The sequence below is a fragment of the Synechococcus sp. MEDNS5 genome, from assembly GCF_014279875.1.
Classification (GTDB): domain Bacteria; phylum Cyanobacteriota; class Cyanobacteriia; order PCC-6307; family Cyanobiaceae; genus Synechococcus_C.
Genome location: NZ_CP047952.1, coordinates 848,104 through 864,923, shown reverse-complemented (window position 1 = coordinate 864,923; position 16,820 = coordinate 848,104). Strand labels below are relative to the sequence as shown.

The following is a 16,820-nucleotide window of genomic DNA, read 5'->3' as shown; positions in this document are numbered from 1 at the left end:
GGGCTCAGAACCCGAGGTGATCACCTGCGCAGCCGAGCCCCATCCCACAGATCACTCGCGAGGATGTCTCTGAGTAACTGGAGCACCGCTTGCTTGTTGTCATTCCAAGCAAGCTGATTGATCGCGATCAGATATTCATGTTGCACGCCAGTTCCCCTGATGCGTGACGCCACAATCGATACGTCGTCGTAACCAAGTGCAAACGCAGCATCCGGCGAAGCGCCAAGAATGCCCTCGGAAACAAACAGAAGAAAATCAAACAGCACCGGGCTGAAATACTCTTCATCCGCACGCAGATCACCGCAAGCCACCATCTGTTCTCTTGTTTGCGGTGTATACGTCACAAACGCGAAACACAGGGGATGACCTGTGTTCTGAAGATACAAACCCCTGAAACGTTGACGGCTCATCAGGGAGATTCCCGACGCATCACTGATTTCTGCTGAAAGGCATAGAAGGTTAGCCGGCAGCACCATGAGCAGAGACGTGTGTGGAGCGTCCTCTCAGCCATGACTGCTGAATGCCAAAGCCCTCATTAGGTTGTGAACGATCATCTCAAATCTTGGCGTGCGCACAAGCAAGCGGTTGGTTGCCTTCATGGCAGGCCTTCTTGGCGTCATCCTGATCTCTGGGGTTCCGTTATGGGCTGAACCTCAGCGTACGAACCATCAACCCCTTGATCTGCGCTACGAAAGTTCCCTTCCGGTGATTCCCCTTGAGGATCAGCCGTTTTATCCCGAGTTAGTGCAACGTGCTGACCTCTGGCGGCATACCCCCCTGGGACAGGTGGTGGGGAATTCACCCCAAGAGACCCTGCTCAACTTCTATGCCGTCATGGCCGACGTCGGCCTTCTGATCGAAGATGTTGAAACCTCCCATCGCAATGACCCCGGGCTGTTCTGGAACCGTCAGGCCAGGGCCGAGATCGAGGAGGTGGAGGTGCTCTTCAATGCGGCGGTGGACGCTCTCGATGGCTCGTCATTTCCGCTCGGCGTTCGCCCCTACCTCAAAGACGAAGCAGCCATTCAGCTGAAGCATGTTCTCGATTTCATCTTGAACAGCAGCCGCCAGATCATCTCCATTCCAGACGCCAATGCCATGAAAGCGCTCAATGATGAGCGCTCCAAAGACACCCAGTCGTGGACTCTTCCTGGATCTTCCATCGTTCTCACCAGTGAGCTGGCTGACAATCCGATCAACAGCAATTTTCTGTTCTCGGCCGCCACAGTGGCGAATGTCGGTGCCATGTACGAGCAGGTCGAGCAGCAGGTTGAAGATCTCAACGACCAGGAGTTCTTCACCCGCTCCTTCTACCAGGATTTTGTCCACACTCCCGGTCGCCTGTTTCCGCCCAAGTGGTACTTGAATCTCCCAGCTGGAGTTCGCGCCAGGCTTGAAACCGAAGTGCTGTTCGATCAGACCCTCTTCCGGCTGGCGCTTTCGATTGTCGCCATTCTGCTGCTATTGCTGCTTATTGGGGCTCTTGCACGCTTGCTGATCCGCTCCTACAAGCCTGGAGCGAATGATGCGGCGCAGATCTGGACGCGCGATTCCCTGGCCTGGACACGGGTTGTGCTGGTGCTGCCGATGGTGGTCGCCACCAAAGCGGTTGAACTGTTCATTGACCTCTACCTGAACTTCACCGGCACACCGCTGGTGGTGCTCACTGTGCTATTCGAAGCGGCCTATTTCAGCCTGTTCGTTGTGCTCGTGTTCCTCTTTTTTGAAGCGCTGGGGCGCTCATTGTCGGAGGGCTTGGTGCGTCTCTCGGGGGATCAGGACATCTGGCAACTGTCGAGAACCAGCAACCGGGTGATGCCCACCTGCAGGATCATCTCCGGCGTGGTGGCCGTTGCCCTGATTTACAAACTGCTGCTGCAGCTGGGGCTCTCGCCCACGCTGGTGCTCGCACTCTCCACCGTTCCGGGCCTGGCGATCGGCCTCGGCGCCTCCAAGCTGCTGAGCAATCTGTTTGCCGGGCTATCTCTGCAGACCGATCGGCCGCTGAGGGTCGGAGAGTTCTGCGAGATCGGCGACAAGCAGGGCTTTCTCACAAAGATCGGGCTGCGTTCGGTGGAGATCGCAACCGCCACCGGCAAAGTCACGATCCCCAATGCCGTGGCTGAAGACTGCATCGTCAACAACCTCTCCCGCAATCATGCGGAACCCGGATCTCCCCAACTCCAAGGCTTGGATCTGAGCCTGGAGCTCGACACCAAAGCACCGTTCAGTCCCGATCAGATGGCTGATCTCCTGGCTCTGGCAAGGAGCTACGCCGAGAACCGGCCGGATCTGATCAACCCCTGCCTCACTGTTGAGCTGAACCCAGGATCGCCGCAGCGCTTGCGTTGCATCGCTTTGATTCACGTTGTGAACTGGCGTGACTACATCGCCCTGCAGGAATCACTGTCGCTGGCTTTCAGCCAGCTCATCGACAGGGTCGATCTTTCTCACTTCGTGCTTGGGGTGTCGTACGACAGCTCAGATCAACAGCTTGCGGCCATTCCCGGAATCCTTCGCGGGATCATCCAGCGAACGAAAGGGTTTGAACTCAGAGCATGCCGGCTGCTGGACATCGCCGAGTTCAGTTACAACTTCAAATGTCATCTCTTCTGTCAGACCCTGAGCTACAAGCAGTTCAAGGATTCGATTGATGTGATCAATCGTGAGCTGTTGCACGAGCTGGCAGCGGCTGAGATCGTGATTCCCTTCCCCACCGCCATCGAAATCCAGAGGGATGATGGCTGAAGACCAAGGCGTTCGGCGCTGATCGCGCGCCATCAGCGGCGCCAACTTTGGCCAAGATGAAGGAAGAGCCGATGAGCATCTGCCCATGATTCGCGCCAGAGCTGCCGTGGCCTGGGCTCCCGGGGAACCCCTCGATGTCACCGAGATCGACGTGGCGCCGCCCCAGGCCGGGGAGGTGCTGCTGAAGGTGGTGGCCACAGGCGTGTGCCACACCGATGCCTACACCCTTTCGGGGGCAGATCCCGAAGGGCTCTTCCCCGCGGTGCTGGGCCATGAAGGCGGCGCCGTCGTGGTGGAGATCGGCGAGGGAGTGAGCTCCGTGGCCGTCGGCGACCACGTGATTCCGCTCTATACGCCGGAATGCGGCAGCTGCCGCTTCTGCCGCTCCGGCAAGACCAATCTCTGCCAGGCGATCCGCACCACCCAGGGGCGGGGGCTGATGCCCGATGGCACCAGCCGCTTCTCCAGGAACGGTCGGATGATCCATCACTACATGGGCACCTCCACCTTTTCGGAGTACACCGTGCTGCCGGAGATTGCGGTGGCGCGCATCAACCCGGAGGCACCACTCGAGAAGGTCTGCCTGCTTGGATGCGGTGTCACCACCGGCATCGGTGCCGTTCGCAACACCGCCAAGGTGGAGCCGGGCAGCTCAGTGGCCGTGTTCGGTCTGGGCGGCATCGGCCTCGCCGTGATCATCGGTGCCGTGCAGGCCGGTGCCGAACGGATCATCGGCATCGACATCAACCCAGCCAAGTTCGCCATCGCCGAGCAGCTAGGTGCCAGCGAATGCATCAATCCCAAAGACCTCAACGCCCCGATTCAGGAGGTGCTGATCGAGCGCACCGATGGCGGCGTCGACTACTCCTTTGAGTGCATCGGCAACGTGGAGGTGATGCGCGCAGCCCTGGAGTCGTGCCACAAGGGCTGGGGTGAATCAACGATCATCGGCGTGGCGGGTGCTGGGCAAGAGATCAGCACCCGTCCCTTCCAGCTGGTCACCGGCAGGGTATGGCGCGGTTCCGCCTTCGGGGGGGTGCGCGGACGCTCCGAACTGCCGGGTTTTGTGGAGAACTTTCAAAAAGGAGAGATCCCTCTTGACACCTTCATCACCCACACCATGGGCCTCGACGCGATCAACAACGCCTTTGCGTTGATGCACAAAGGAGAGAGCATTCGCTCCGTCGTTCATTTCTGAAGGTCCCGTCCCCAACCCATCGCCATGGAACTGATCAGCTCCCATCACTGCTTTGGCGGCGAACAACGGCGCTACCGACTGCACGCCGAAACGCTGCACAGTGACACCACGGTGAGCGTGTATCTGCCCCCCGCCGCGCTCAGCGCAGAGTCGAGTGTCGCTGCCCTGCCCGCCCTGATCTGGCTGTCAGGTCTCACCTGCAGCGATGAAAACGCGGTGCAGAAGGCGGGAGCCCAGCGACTGGCCTCCGAGCTCGGGCTGGCCCTGGTCATGCCCGACACCAGCCCCCGTGGTGATGCGGTGCCCAGTGATCCAGGGGGACACTGGGATTTCGGCCATGGCGCCGGCTTCTATCTGGATGCCGAGCAGGAGCCATGGCACCAGCACTACCGCATGCACAGCTACGTGGTCGAAGAGCTCCCGGCCCGGCTCAGCGCAGCCTTGCCCCTGGACCCCAACCGCCTGGGGCTGGCTGGTCATTCCATGGGCGGTCATGGAGCCCTGGTGCTGGGCTTGCGTCACCCGCAGCGCTTCCGTTCCGTTTCGGCGGTGGCACCGATCTGCCATCCCAGCGCCTGCCCCTGGGGGCAGAAGGCCTTCACCCATTTCCTCGGAAACAGCGCCGAGGCCCAGGCCCGCTGGCGAGCCTGGGATGGCGTGGCCCTGCTCGAGGATGGTCATCGCCGGGAGGACTGCCTGCTCGTGGATGTCGGCTCCGCCGATCCCTTTCTGGAAGAACAGCTGCGCCCGAGCGACCTCAAGGCAGCGGCCGAGCGCTGCGGCCAGCCGCTCACGCTCACTGTGCATGAGGGCTACGACCACAGCTACTTCTTTGTGGCCAGTGTGATCGACACCCACCTGCGCCATCACGCCCGGGGGCTGGGGCTCTTCAACGGATGAGTCAAGGCCTCAGGGCTTCAACTGATCCAACAGGGCGCGGGTCAGCGCCAACTCGCAGCGCGTCGTGAAGATGCCGTAGCCCGTGCCCTGAAACGCGACAGATTTGGCATAGGCACACACTTTGCGGCGTTCGTCCCGAAATGCCGCGGCCTGTGCCGCTGGATCAGCACTGGTGTTGTAGAAACCGGTGAGATTGTCGCGCCAGAGGGTCTGAAACACCTCACTGGGCACCGCACGGGCCTCCTGCGCCACCGCTTCAAGAGCCTGCTCCAGGCGCTGGTCCATCGCCTTCAAAGCCGCAATCACACAACCCGTTTCCTCCACGGTGCTCTGCGCTGAGGAGCACCCCTCAGAGGCCCGCGTTGCGGGAGGCAGCAGACACAGGAGCGAAGCGGCGAGAACCAGAGGGAGGGGGGCAGAGGCGCGCATCTGAGCTTGCAGGCGATGGCTTTCTTCATCCTGCAGACCCTTCAGACTGAAGCCAAGTACGCCCCCCACCCATGCTGCTGATGCGGGCTTATCAGCGGCTGCTCCAGGGCCTGGCATTGGTGTTGCCCTTTCCCCAGCCCCGCAAGCTCATCGGCGCCGGTGCCCTGCGGTTGCTGCCGCCGCAGATGCGCGGCCGCCGCTGGCGCCGGCCGCTGCTGGTCACCAACAAGCAACTCCTGCAGCTGCGGTTGCCCCAGCCCCTGCTGGCGGAACTCGAACGGGCGGGGCGACCCTGCTGGGTGTTTGATCGAGTCCCGGAGAATCCCACCATTGCCAGCGTGGAGGCCGGACTGCAGGCCTACCGCGCAGGCCACTGCGACAGCCTTGTGGCCGTTGGGGGCGGCTCAGTGATCGACTGCGCCAAGGCCATCGGCGCGCGCGCGGCCAACCCCTGGCTGAGCTGCCGGGCCATGGAGGGGCTCTTCCGGGTGATCCTGCCGCCACCGCCTCTGGCCTGCGTGCCCACCACCGCCGGCTCCGGATCAGAAGCGTCGATCGCAGCGGTACTCACCGATGGAGATCGGCAACGCAAACTCGCCATTGCCGATCTCAAGCTGCTGCCTGCGATCACGGTGATCGACCCGGAGTTGATGCTCGGCCTGCCGCCCGCGATCACGGCCGCCGGTGGCCTCGATGCCCTCACCCATGCGGTGGAGGCCTACATCGGCTGCAGCGGCACCCCCTTCAGCAATCGTCGCGCCATTGATGCGATCAGCGCCATTACCCGCTGGTTGCCCCGGGCCCACGCCAACGGGGACGACCTCGAGGCCCGCCTGCAGATGGCCCTTGCCGCCCATGCCGCCGGTGAGGCTTTCACCCGCACCAATGTGGGCTATGCCCATGCCCTGGCCCATGCCCTCGGCTGCTTCTACGGCATCCCCCATGGCCTTGCCAATGCGCTGGTGTTGCCGAGTGTGCTGCGCTTTTCCCTTCCGGCCTGCGAGCACAGGCTGGCCGCTCTGGCCCGCGCTGCAGAGCTGGGCACAGACCAGACCAGCGATCACGATCTCGCGTTGGGCTTCATCAGCTGGGTGGTCGCACTCAACCAGCAGCTGGGAGTGCCTTCTTCCATTCAACCGCTACGCAGCGTCGACATTCCCCGAATCAGCGCCGATGCCTTCAAAGAGGCCCATCCCGCTTATCCGGTCCCGCGTGTGATGCGCCGCAGCGATTGTGAAGCCCTGCTCACCCAGCTGCTTCCTGATGCGGCGTCGCCGTCTGGTGCATGGTTTCAATCAACGCCTCCGGCAGAGGCTGGCTCTCCTCCGGGGGAATCATCACCTCGAGGTAAGCAGCGCCATCGTGGGCATTGATGGCCGCCAGCGCCTGCTCCAGCTCCGCCACCGTTGACACGCGGCCGCACCACCATCCCTGGCAACCGAAAGCCTCGGGAAGCTGGGCATAACGCCAGGGAGGCAGATCGTTGTAGGCATGACCGGTTTCGCTGAGCAAGGCCTCCACCCCATAGAGGCCGTTGTTGAGAACGATCACCACTGGCTTGGCCCCGGTGAAGCCCATCACAGCGACCTCCTGCACCGTGAGCTGGTGGGCCCCATCACCGGTGACCAGCACCACCCGGCGTTCGGCATCGGCTAGGGCACAGCCGAGGGCAGCGGGCGTCGCCCAGCCGATCGATCCCCAGAGGGTCTGCGTTTCGATGGCCACCCCGTCAGGCAATCGCATGGCGTTGAGCTTGAGCAGAGAGGTGCCGGTGTCGGTGATCAGCAGATCGGTGGGGCGCAGAAACCGCTGCAGGCGTGGATAGACATTCGCCGATGCCGTGGGCTGATCCCCCTCACCACTCAGAGGAAGCAGGGGCTCTGGCTGCACCGGCCGCTGCTCCCCCCAGTGGCTGGCTCTTGAGTCAGCCGCCTGAAAGCGCTTGATCAGCCCAGCTAGCACTTCGCTGAGGCTCACGCTGGTGAACACCTGATCACCGGCCTGCACCCAGTCGGCATGCAGGGAAATCACCCGCCTTGTGTCCAGATGACCGCTCCAGAGACCGGTGTTGAGGTCCTCCATCACCAGTCCGCCCACGTCGATGAGCAGATCGGCGTCTTCCACCACACCCTGCAAAGCAGCAGGAGTGGAGCGCACGCCGTTGTACATCCCAAGGAAGGCGGGATGCCCTTCACTGAGCAGGGCCTTGTCCATCGGCGTGGTGGCATAGGCCAACCCTGAAACCTCGAGGAACGTTGCAAACGTCTCCACCAGTCCGAAACGCTTGAGAGTGACCGTGGGCATCACCAGCGGACAGGATGCCTCCGCCATGCGCTCCATCACCAGATCGAGTACAGCCTCCAGCTCCACCGCCACACTGGCGTGTTGATCGATGCTGCCGATCGGCGTCCCCTGGATCGGCGTGCCGGTGATCGGCATCAGCGCCAGGTCCATGGGCACGGTGAGATAGGCGGGCCGTGAATCCTCAAGGGCCTTGTCGATCACCCGCTCCAGCTCCACCACCACGTTCTCGGGCGTGAGCCGCGCACTCACACAACCGGCCGCAGCCGAAATCGCCTCGAAGCGGTCGTAGCGGGTGTCACCAAGGGTGTGATGGCAGATCAATCCCTGGCGCACAATGCGCACGCTCGGGGTTCCCACCAAGTGGAACACAGGCAAGCGCTCGGCCATGGAGCCCATCACGCCATTAAGGGCACTGAGTTCACCCACGCCGTAGGTGGTGCAAAGGATCCCTGCACCACGGCGACGGGCATAGCCATCGGCGGCGTAAGCCGCATTCAGTTCATTGGCAGACGGAACCCACTGCAGCCGCGGATGCACTTCCACCGCGTCGTTCAGAGGAAAGGAATAGTCGCCCGGCACGCCGAACACATGGCCGATGCCGAGATCCGCAAGCCGATCCAGCACGTAGGTGACAACCGAAGGAGGCATCAGCGCCGTGGCACATTTGCCTCAGTGTGGCGCCTACGCCGTGCGGATCAACAGCTCCGAGAGACGCCAGAGCTCTCCAGCCTTCGCCAGATCGGCAGCCTCTGCACTGGTCTGCGCTGCAGAGAAACGATGCATGCCGGGTCGCACCAACCGGTTGCTCCAGTAGCTGAATCCAGGGGAAGCGTAGGCAGAGTCTGTGATCAGGTCTGCCAGCAAACCGCCAGCCGATGCAACCGATTCTGTCACCCGCAGCAGATCCCGCGCCACCAACGCGAACAACGCCATCCCCAGAGGATTGCTCTGGCGGTTGTGGCGGAAGAAACCCTCACGGCTGCGCTGGATCACCAGGCCTGGGCTCCAGGTGAGCACAGGCATGGCGCCCGCGAGCTGGCGATCCATTTCGCGCCCCAACAACACATTGCAGAGCTTGCTGTCTTTGTAGGCCTTGTCGCCATCAAAACGGGCTTTGCCATCAAGCATCACAAACCCCGTGCCGGCCCGCAGTCCTGCCAGATCGCCCAAATCCGCCGGTTGGCCCACACGCCCGCCCCCAGTGGCGGGGTTGTGCACATCGGAGGCGGTGATCACCACCCGCGGCTGCGATCCAGCCCGCAACAGCGGCAGCAAGCCCGTGGCGATCAGTTGGTGAGCCAGCTGATTCACAGCAAAGGTGATTTCGATGCCCTGGGGCGAGAACACCGGCGCCCCGGCCCCCGCCCGTTGCTGCCCGGCATTCAGCACCAGGGCATCAAGGGGTTCAGCCCGCTCCTGCAGCTGATCACAGGCGCTCTGCACACTGCCAAGGTCGGCCAGATCGGCAACCAGGCAGGTCACCTGGCTGGACGTTGCACCGGCAGCAAGCAATTGCGCGCGAGTCTGCTGGCCGCGCTCAGAGCTGCGGCAGAGAAGTGTGAGTTGATGACCACTGGAGACCAACCGGCGGGCGGCCTCCAGGCCGATGCCGGAACTCGCCCCAGTGATCAGGATCCGCTTCATGCCAGCCATTTCATGACAACCACGGCCAACGCAGCCCCAGGGCGTCCGCCGTGTTCATCACCTGGGCATTCAGGGAGCGCCCCAGCAGCACCTGGGGTTCATCGGGCCGGATCGGAATTACCCGGTGCTGAGCCCTGCCGGCAGGATCAGCGCAGCGCACCACCCCGCGCCGCAGCAGGGAATTGGCCGCTTCCAAGCCGCACACATAGGCCCGCTCCTGGCAAAGCCCCTTGGCACCGAATTCCCGCGGCCCCATCCGCACCCAGTCACCGGCGCACACCAACGAAGGGATCGCCGTCTCCAGCGGCGGCCGCTGCCGGAAGCTCCCTGGAGAGAACCAGGCCACCGACCCCGGGTAGCGTCGTACCTCAGCCTCCAGCACGTTGGCGGTGTGAAAGGCGGGATTGGCCACCGGCAACAACTCGCGCATCAGCAACGCCACGATCTCCTCATCGCTGAGGGCCGCGATCGCCGTGGCGTTGTAGAAGTCGCTGGCGATCACCGATCCCTGGGGTTGCTCTCCTGCCCACAGCGCAGCTTCCGTTTCCTTCTGCAACTGATCGAGCATGAAGAAGGTGCCTCCAGCCCCCTGCAACGCCTCAAAACGGGAGAACACGTTGGCTGGGTCAGCAACCTCCAGGTAGGTGTCTAACCACAACCGCACCGACACCACATCAATGGCTCCGAGACTGCCGGCATCCACCAGTTCCGGAGCTGCGGCAGCACAGGCCGGTGAGTTCGCCATCAGTGCTCCCATCCCCTTGGCACCCACCGTGAGCACCACCGCATCCACTCCGTCGATCACGGCGTTCTCACCCGTAGCCAAAGCACGGGTTTGCACTGACGCAATGGCCTTGGTGTCTGGATGGAGGTTCAAACCTGTGGCCAGCGTGCCGCCCAGCACCTGCAGGCCATGGCGATCGATCAGCCGCTGCGCCAATGGCGCAATCAACTGTTCCGCGATGCTTCTGGCCCGGATCCAACGCACATCGAAGGAATCCTGATGGGCAAAGGAGTAGTAATAGAGAAGCTCCATGGTCACTGCCGCCGACAGTTCCTCCGGCGGCTTGAACAAGCCCACCAGAAGCGTGGGGCGAAGGAAGTCGTTGATCATCCGCTCACTGATTCCGAGGCTTCGGAACAGGGTCAGCGCATCGAGGTTGTCGTAGCGCTCAAATACCGCCTCACTGCGGTTGAGATCGAGCATTGCGTAGAGGAGCCCGGCAATGCTGAGGCGATCAGCCACGGGCAGCCGCTTGAAGTTGGTGGTGGTGGCCAGCACCTGCCCGATGGGACTGGGCCAGAGCAACGCATCGCCGAACACCGGCGCTGTGGCCTCCAGCCCATCGGGTGACCAGAAGGCGCTGGTGGTGAACTCCGTGAACACATCGCTGAGCCCTAGTTCAGCAGTGAGGGCATTGATGTTGGGGTAGTCCTTCCAGAACCCGCGGGTGCCGGCTTCAAAGGGTTTGCCGCTGCTGGTGGTGAGGGGCGTGCTGCCTGTAGGGTCCTCCACCCCATCCAGCAGCGTCACGCGCAAACCTGCTTCACAGAGGGCCTTGGCGGCACCCCAGCCGGCCCAGCCGGCGCCGATCACCACCACGTGCGACGAACTGGGAGTCGCTGGACCTGCATCTGTCATGGTCCGCTCCTGCAGCCGATCCCAGCCCCCACGCTAGGCAGTGCCGGCGTCAGCCTCGCCAGACTCCACACAAGCTTTTCCAGATCCCGCCCCACCTGATGATCACCGCCCTGCTGCTGTTGCTCTCCCTCAGCCCTTTGAGCGCAGCTCCGGTGAGTCGCGACGATCCCGAACAAGCAGACACCCGCAAAAAAAGCATTTCCACGGCCGCCGGTTCGGCCGTGGTCGTCACCGCCAACCCCCTAGCCAGCAAGGCCGCTCTGAGCGTTCTCGCCGGCGGTGGCCATGCCGTGGATGCCCTGGTTGCAGCACAGGCAGTACTGGCCGTGGCGGAACCGCAGAGTTCCGGACTCGGAGGCGGAGGCTTCCTGTTGCACTGGGATGCCCGTCGCCAGGCCCTGGAGGTGTTCGATGGCCGTGAAACAGCACCGGAGCGCAGCCGCCGCGACGACCTGCTCCAGCCTTCCGGTGAACCGCTCTCCTATCGGGCGGCCACCCGCAATCCGGATGCGATCGGCGTTCCTGGCACCGTGGCCCTGCTCTGGGAGGCTCATCAGCAACTGGGGCATCGGCCCTGGTCCAGCAACCTTCAGCCCGCCATCGGTCTGGCCCGCGAAGGGTTCCTGCCCAGCCCGCGACTGCGCAGATCCATCGCCCTGGCCAAGCGCCTCGGCACCACCCACAACCCGGCCTTCCAGCAGCTCTACCTGCCTGGCGGGAAACCGTTGCCAGCAGGCCGTCTGTTCCGCAACCCTGCCCTGGCCCGCACCCTGGAGACCCTGGCCCAGCAGGGGGGTCGTGCCTTTTACGAGGGGCCGTTAGCCCAAAGGATCCAGCGCGGGGTCAACGCCCTGAAGGTTCAGGCCCCGGCGTTCAAGGGTTGGACCGCAACGGATCTGGCCTCCTACGCCGTGGTGCGCCGAGCCCCCCTCTGCCGGGTGGAGATGAAGCACCGCGTCTGCACGGTGCCCCCACCGAGCAGCGGCGGACTGGCGGTGTTGCAGACCCTGGCCCTGCTCGATGCGACCGGCGGCTTCAACGATCCATCCATCCCACAAAGCTGGCGCCATCTGGCCCTGGCGGAATCCTGGGCCGATGCCGATCGCCTCTACTGGGTTCACGATCCGATCGATGGCCCCATCCCCACCGAGGGATTGCTGGATCCGGCCTACATCCGGGCCCGTGTGCAGGCTATGCAGACCTCACCCGCGCGCTTGCCACAGCCCGGTCTGCCCCCGGGAATGAAGCGGTTTCCCTTCGGTCGCCCGGGGCCCGGGCCGGAGCTGGGCACCTCCCACGTCACGATCGTGGACGCTTTAGGCAACCTCGCCAGCTACACCACAACCGTGGAGACCGTCTTCGGCAGCCGCAATCTGGTGGAGGGCATGGTGATGAACAACCAGCTCACCGATTTCGACTGGCGGCCCGTGGTCGGGGGCCTCCCTGTGGCCAACCGCCGCCGTCCAGGGCGCAGGCCGGTGTCGTCAATGGCGCCAACGATCGTTTTCAACGCAAACCAGCCTGTTCTGGCGCTGGGCAGCCCGGGGGGAAAGCGGATCCCCCACTACATCAGCCGGGTGCTGCTGGCAGCACTACAATGGCAGGAGCCACCGGCCCAATCGGTCGGGCTGCCCCTGCTCTCTCCCCAGGGAGACACCCTGGTGATCGAGAAAGAGCCGCCGCTTCCCTGGCCCATCGATCCCGATCAGCTCGAAATACCTGGCCGCACATTGCGCCTCCAAAGGCTGGGCAGCGGCATTGGCCTGGTGCAACGGATCGGCGATCGCTGGCATGGAGCTGCTGACCCCCGCCGGGAAGGAACAGCCCTGGCCCTGCCCTGAGGCCCATGGCGCTCCCGCGATTAGCGCAAGCCATCGCTGGGTTTGGGCTCGCCAAACGGGAGGGTCAGCAGCGTGAGTCAGCGACGTAGCGCCCGCATGCCGTCCCGAACCCGAACATCGCGGAAATTGGGAACGGCTGCGCCGGTGGAGCGCGTGATCGCCAGGATCAGAGCGCCGATCAGGGCCAGGTTCATGAAGAAGCTGGCATCGATCGGAAAGGTGTGAAAAATCAGGGTGGTGGGCACCAGAAACACCAACAGCAAGGAGGCACCCAGACGGGTGTTCGTGCCAAACACCAAAAGCAACGAGCCAGCGATCAGGATCACGATCGCAGCCACCAGCAGCGCTCCGGCCAGGGGCTCGGCAACTCCCTTGGCTGTGATCGAGGCAGCGGTGGCCGAAAAGTTGCTGAACTTGCCAGGCAAGGCATTCACGAACACCGCTGCCAAACACAGCCGGCCCAGGAAGTCGAGCGCCTTGGAGAGGGCCAGGGGATGGAACATCTCGATCAGGAAACCGGACCAACCGGATTTGTAGCGGATCGAACCCTAGAACCCGGCCCTGCCTCAATGCAGGCAGCAGCAGAAGCCGCTACAAAGGCGCAAATCCCTTGCACTGTCAATGCCATGGGGCGATCCCCGTTCCTCCCCTTCCTGCTCGGGACTCTGCTGCTCGGCGCGGCTGTGCCTGAACAGGCTCTGGCGAACATCAAGGAGGAATACCAGCGGGCCCACACCTGCGACTACTTCCAGGCGCCCTTTTTGAGCGATGTGGGGCTTTACAAGGAACAGAAGGTGCGCTTCTGCATTAGTGCCGATCAGTCGGAGCTGATCTACGTGTTGGCAATGGGCACCTCCTGGGTGGTGCCCTTCAACCGCGAGTACCGCATCGATGGAGTCCGGCGTTTCTACACCCTCGAGAACGACGATCTGGTGCTCTACCAGAAGGAGGACGGCGTAGTGAAGCGCACGGTGCTCGGCCGCAAGCGCTGACAGAACTTTCATCCATCAGCAGGGTTTCACTTGATCCATTCCGTGGTGGGGAGTCCTTCCACGGAGGCCACCATCACCCAAACCACAGTGGGCTGATCCCCCTCGTTCTCCACGTAATGGGGTTCCGACATCCCCTCGATGAATGACTCCCCGGGCTTGAACACACTGCTCACCTTCGATCCATCGGCTTGCACCCGGGTGTTGAGCAGATCACCTGAATTCTCCGCCTGCACATACACCAACATCGGTGCAGGGTGAGTATGCAGTGGAATCTTGCCGCCCACAGGGATCTCCACCCGGAACAGACGCAGTTCCGGCTTGCCTTCGGGGTATTGCAGCGGAGTGCCGTTCAGCGATTCACTGCCGCTGAACACCTCCTTGATCTGAACCTCACCTGGGGCAGACGCTGCTTTCTCGGGTTTGCCGGCCTGCTGCGATCCACCCGTACATCCGGAGACCGCAGCAGCCGTGATCGAGCACACAGCAAGGGTGGAGAGCAGTCGATGCAGCATCTGCTTGAAGATTGTCAACGGTCCGGTGCAGTGTGGCCTACGGGCCTGAAATACGAAGTCGGGCGATGATCGATGCACCTGTTCTGAAATCATGGCCAGCTTCGACAAGAGCACTCCCTTCATGCTGCTGGCACGCATTCACGTAAAACCTGACTGCGTCGACGCCTATCTCGAGCTGGCGCGCGCCACCGACGCTGCAGTGCAGGCGAGCGAACCAGGAATGCTCCATCACACCTTTGATCGGGATCCCGATGACCCGCAGGCCTTTGTGTGGTCAGAGCTGTACGCCAACGACGCCGCCTTTGCCGCGCACGTGTCGAATCCTCCGGTTCAGGAGTACCTGCAGAAGCACGCCGAACTGGGCGACGACTTCAGGGTGGAGGTGTACGGAACGGTGGGAGACGAATGCCGCACCTTGATGCAATCCTTCGGCCTCCCCCTGAAGATTTTTGAATCCCAACTGGGGTACAGCCGGGTGTAACAGAACTCAGCGCGCCAACTGGAAGCCGGCTCCTGGCTGCACTGGCACACCGCCATTACAGAAATTCGAGGCGAACACCTCCTTGTCCTGAATCGTCCAATCAGGCTTGTTGGCCTCGTACCAGGCCAGGCTGTCGCTGTAGCAGGTGTTCCAACGGGAGGATTGTTCGGCGATCGGCCGCAACGACAGTGCGATCGATACCGAACTGGCTGTGGCAATGAGGCCCAGCACCGGGAACAGATGGGCGTTGATCATGTCGCGGGTGTTGGACATCTCGAGCAGAAGCGTTGGGTTCATTGTGAACCGCGTCGCCGGCGAGCGATCCTCCCCAACCTGGGGATTTTTCGTTTCCAGGAGTGATGTCGAAATGAAATTTCCTTGAGGAAAGAATCAGACCAACGCTTAAACCGGTTGCATTCGCTTCAAGCCCATGGCGTTTGTCAGCCGCATCTGCGCCACCTCCCGCGGATCCACCATCGATGCCGTCGGCAATGGTCGCTACCGCGTCTGCGACCGCGACTCCCATTGCGCGGAAGTGAACGGTCTCTGGCAGGCCTACGAAACCCTGCGCCAGCAGGAGCAGCGCCCTGGGTAGCGCCACACCGCTTCTGCTGATCCATCCAATTGGCGTTGGGCTCTCCAGCCGCTTCTGGGACCGATTCATCCAGCACTGGAGAGCCTTAGAACCTGAGCGCACGCTGCTGGCACCGGACCTCCTGGGTTGCGGCAGCGCTCCCTGCCCGCCGCAGCCACTCACCCCCGACGACTGGGCGCAACCTCTGATCGCCAGCCTGAGGGAACGTGGAACCCAGCCTGTGGTGCTCGTCTCCCAGGGAGCGTCCCTGCCGATTGCCCTCGCCCTGCAGGCGCAAGCGCCTGAGCTGGTGGCGGCACTGGTGGCCATCAGCCCGCCAGGCTGGCGCGTGCTGTCGGAACCTTTCCCGCAGAAGCGAGCCCAGCAGCTGTGGACGCTGCTGTTCAGTGGTCCACTGGGCGGTTTGTTCTATCGCTATGCCCGCCGCCGCGATTTCCTCGCATCGTTCTCGCGGAAAAATCTCTTCGCTGAGCCGGACGCGGTCGACGACGAATGGTTGGAGACGTTGCAGGCCGGCTCGCGAGCCATGGAGAGCCGTTGGGCCGTATTCTCCTTTCTGGCGGGCTTCTGGCGGCGCAACTGGGAACCCCAGTTCACAGGTCTCACGGTCCCGGTGCAGGTGGTGTTCGGTCAGTCGGCCACAGGCATCGGCCGCTCCCGCAGCTGGGATGATGTCTCAGAACGCCTGGACACCTACCGCCGCAAGCTTCCAAACGCAGCCATCGCCACGCTCGATGGCCGCAACGTGCTGCCCTACGAATCCAGTGCTGCCTGCGTGGCCTGCGTGCAGGGCTGGCTTCAGGCCACCAACTGCTGATACGCCTCGTTCACGCGGCGAAAAGCACTCGCCGATCCACCCACATCCGGATGATGGCGCTTCACCAGACGGCGGAAGGCCTGCTTGATCTGCTCCTGGGTGGCACCCACCCTCAAGCCCAAAACCGCCAACGCCTCTTCCTCCGCGCTCACTGAAGCAGCTGCAGGCTCGCGATCCGTTGTGCGCCGGTCACTGCGGGTGCGCCGGGTCTGGCGGCGACTGGCCTGTGTCTGGCGCTGACGAAGCTCGCTCACAACCCGCGCCGGATCCTCATCAAGCCATTCGCTGGCGCGCACGCCGTAAAGCGCGAAAGCGGCCATCACCGCAGCCGTTTTCTTGGTTGTTCTCGGTCCAACGGCAGCAAGCAGATCGGTCCCCAAGCCGCTCACCAGTCGATCCAGTCGCTGCTGCAGGCTCAAGCGCGACGGGAAGCTGTTGCGGTTGAGCTCATCAATCAGCCCCTCAAGCGCACCCTGACGCAGCTGACTCCATCCCGGCTGCCTGGCCAGGGCCGCACCCCAGGCCTGCACCTGCCCCGCACTGATCCGCGCAGGAGCCTGGGCTGAGGGCTGCTGCCACTGGGAACGACGCACGCGCTCGAGTTCCTGCTCTAAACGCTTGATGTCCCTTCGCAGGGCATCGTTCTCACGCAGAAGCGCCTGCACATTGCTGGTCACCTTGTGCGGGGTCCAGTGGCGCGGATCAAAACCCATGACT

The 16,820-nt window shown here is 63.0% G+C and carries 17 protein-coding genes and 1 pseudogene; 9 read left to right on the top strand and 9 right to left on the bottom strand.

Features of this window, described 5'->3' with window-relative positions:
* Positions 1 to 20: 20 nt before the first annotated feature.
* A complete protein-coding gene (locus SynMEDNS5_RS04415) occupies positions 21 to 410 on the bottom strand; it encodes a hypothetical protein (RefSeq protein ID WP_186584967.1) in 390 nt (129 codons plus the stop codon).
* Positions 411 to 567: 157 nt separating this feature from the next.
* Here SynMEDNS5_RS04415 and SynMEDNS5_RS04410 point away from each other — a divergent pair, with 157 nt between their 5' ends.
* The 3 genes from SynMEDNS5_RS04410 to fghA all read left to right on the top strand — a co-directional run bounded on the left by SynMEDNS5_RS04410 (position 568) and on the right by fghA (position 4,846).
* On the top strand, positions 568 to 2,748 hold the full coding sequence (locus tag SynMEDNS5_RS04410; RefSeq protein WP_186584965.1) for a mechanosensitive ion channel family protein: 2,181 nt from the start codon (positions 568 to 570) through the stop codon (positions 2,746 to 2,748).
* Between the two features lie 85 nt (positions 2,749 to 2,833).
* On the top strand, positions 2,834 to 3,946 hold the full coding sequence (locus SynMEDNS5_RS04405) for an S-(hydroxymethyl)glutathione dehydrogenase/class III alcohol dehydrogenase (protein WP_370593572.1): 1,113 nt from the start codon (positions 2,834 to 2,836) through the stop codon (positions 3,944 to 3,946).
* Positions 3,947 to 3,970: 24 nt separating this feature from the next.
* Positions 3,971 to 4,846 carry an S-formylglutathione hydrolase gene (gene fghA, locus SynMEDNS5_RS04400; protein ID WP_186584963.1) on the top strand — a complete coding sequence of 292 codons (876 nt, stop codon included), beginning with the start codon at positions 3,971 to 3,973 and terminating at the stop codon, positions 4,844 to 4,846.
* A 9-nt stretch (positions 4,847 to 4,855) separates the two neighbouring features.
* Here fghA and SynMEDNS5_RS04395 read toward each other — a convergent pair whose 3' ends face one another.
* Positions 4,856 to 5,275 (bottom strand): lysozyme inhibitor LprI family protein, encoded by a 420-nt coding sequence (locus tag SynMEDNS5_RS04395; protein WP_186584961.1) that lies wholly within the window; start codon positions 5,273 to 5,275, stop codon positions 4,856 to 4,858.
* 71 nt (positions 5,276 to 5,346) lie between these two features.
* Between SynMEDNS5_RS04395 and SynMEDNS5_RS04390 the strand changes: the two are divergent.
* Positions 5,347 to 6,495 (top strand): annotated as a pseudogene (locus tag SynMEDNS5_RS04390) (iron-containing alcohol dehydrogenase); the annotation flags it as partial.
* A gap of 25 nt (positions 6,496 to 6,520) precedes the next feature.
* Here SynMEDNS5_RS04390 and SynMEDNS5_RS04385 read toward each other — a convergent pair.
* From SynMEDNS5_RS04385 to SynMEDNS5_RS04375, 3 genes are read right to left on the bottom strand one after another with little or no spacing between them, the layout of a single operon-like run.
* On the bottom strand, positions 6,521 to 8,227 hold the full coding sequence (locus tag SynMEDNS5_RS04385) for an alpha-keto acid decarboxylase family protein (RefSeq protein ID WP_255440305.1): 1,707 nt from the start codon (positions 8,225 to 8,227) through the stop codon (positions 6,521 to 6,523).
* A gap of 33 nt (positions 8,228 to 8,260) precedes the next feature.
* A complete protein-coding gene (locus tag SynMEDNS5_RS04380; RefSeq protein WP_186584957.1) occupies positions 8,261 to 9,223 on the bottom strand; it encodes an SDR family NAD(P)-dependent oxidoreductase in 963 nt (320 codons plus the stop codon).
* 10 nt (positions 9,224 to 9,233) lie between these two features.
* Positions 9,234 to 10,865, bottom strand: coding sequence for an FAD-dependent oxidoreductase (locus tag SynMEDNS5_RS04375; protein ID WP_186584955.1), 1,632 nt, complete (start codon positions 10,863 to 10,865; stop codon positions 9,234 to 9,236).
* A gap of 98 nt (positions 10,866 to 10,963) precedes the next feature.
* Here SynMEDNS5_RS04375 and SynMEDNS5_RS04370 point away from each other — a divergent pair, with 98 nt between their 5' ends.
* A complete protein-coding gene (locus tag SynMEDNS5_RS04370) occupies positions 10,964 to 12,706 on the top strand; it encodes a gamma-glutamyltransferase family protein (RefSeq protein ID WP_186584946.1) in 1,743 nt (580 codons plus the stop codon).
* 77 nt (positions 12,707 to 12,783) lie between these two features.
* Here the strand turns inward: SynMEDNS5_RS04370 and SynMEDNS5_RS04365 are convergent, their stop codons facing one another.
* The gene (locus SynMEDNS5_RS04365; protein WP_186584944.1) at positions 12,784 to 13,209 is read right to left on the bottom strand and encodes a DoxX family protein; all 426 of its coding nucleotides are present in this window, start codon (positions 13,207 to 13,209) and stop codon (positions 12,784 to 12,786) included.
* Between the two features lie 123 nt (positions 13,210 to 13,332).
* On the opposite strand from SynMEDNS5_RS04365, the gene SynMEDNS5_RS04360 reads away from it, so the two are divergent.
* Positions 13,333 to 13,698 carry a hypothetical protein gene (locus SynMEDNS5_RS04360; RefSeq protein WP_186584942.1) on the top strand — a complete coding sequence of 122 codons (366 nt, stop codon included), beginning with the start codon at positions 13,333 to 13,335 and terminating at the stop codon, positions 13,696 to 13,698.
* A gap of 26 nt (positions 13,699 to 13,724) precedes the next feature.
* Here the strand turns inward: SynMEDNS5_RS04360 and SynMEDNS5_RS04355 are convergent, their stop codons facing one another.
* Positions 13,725 to 14,228, bottom strand: a complete 504-nt coding sequence (locus SynMEDNS5_RS04355; RefSeq protein ID WP_255440302.1) for a cupin domain-containing protein — start codon at positions 14,226 to 14,228, stop codon at positions 13,725 to 13,727.
* Positions 14,229 to 14,301: 73 nt separating this feature from the next.
* Here SynMEDNS5_RS04355 and SynMEDNS5_RS04350 point away from each other — a divergent pair, with 73 nt between their 5' ends.
* Positions 14,302 to 14,691 carry a putative quinol monooxygenase gene (locus tag SynMEDNS5_RS04350; protein WP_186584940.1) on the top strand — a complete coding sequence of 130 codons (390 nt, stop codon included), beginning with the start codon at positions 14,302 to 14,304 and terminating at the stop codon, positions 14,689 to 14,691.
* A 6-nt stretch (positions 14,692 to 14,697) separates the two neighbouring features.
* On the opposite strand, the gene SynMEDNS5_RS04345 is transcribed toward SynMEDNS5_RS04350, so the two are convergent.
* The gene (locus tag SynMEDNS5_RS04345) at positions 14,698 to 14,988 is read right to left on the bottom strand and encodes a hypothetical protein (protein ID WP_255440300.1); all 291 of its coding nucleotides are present in this window, start codon (positions 14,986 to 14,988) and stop codon (positions 14,698 to 14,700) included.
* Between the two features lie 133 nt (positions 14,989 to 15,121).
* Between SynMEDNS5_RS04345 and SynMEDNS5_RS04340 the strand changes: the two genes are divergently transcribed.
* Both SynMEDNS5_RS04340 and SynMEDNS5_RS04335 read left to right on the top strand, forming a co-directional pair.
* Complete coding sequence (locus tag SynMEDNS5_RS04340; RefSeq protein ID WP_011932767.1) at positions 15,122 to 15,286, top strand: hypothetical protein; 165 nt, start codon at positions 15,122 to 15,124, stop codon at positions 15,284 to 15,286.
* The gene (locus tag SynMEDNS5_RS04335; RefSeq protein ID WP_370593587.1) at positions 15,279 to 16,103 is read left to right on the top strand and encodes an alpha/beta fold hydrolase; all 825 of its coding nucleotides are present in this window, start codon (positions 15,279 to 15,281) and stop codon (positions 16,101 to 16,103) included. The genes SynMEDNS5_RS04340 and SynMEDNS5_RS04335 overlap by 8 nt, the downstream gene beginning before the upstream one ends.
* Here SynMEDNS5_RS04335 and SynMEDNS5_RS04330 read toward each other — a convergent pair.
* The gene (locus SynMEDNS5_RS04330) at positions 16,085 to 16,816 is read right to left on the bottom strand and encodes a J domain-containing protein (RefSeq protein ID WP_186584938.1); all 732 of its coding nucleotides are present in this window, start codon (positions 16,814 to 16,816) and stop codon (positions 16,085 to 16,087) included. The genes SynMEDNS5_RS04335 and SynMEDNS5_RS04330 overlap by 19 nt on opposite strands.
* Positions 16,817 to 16,820 lie beyond the last annotated feature (4 nt).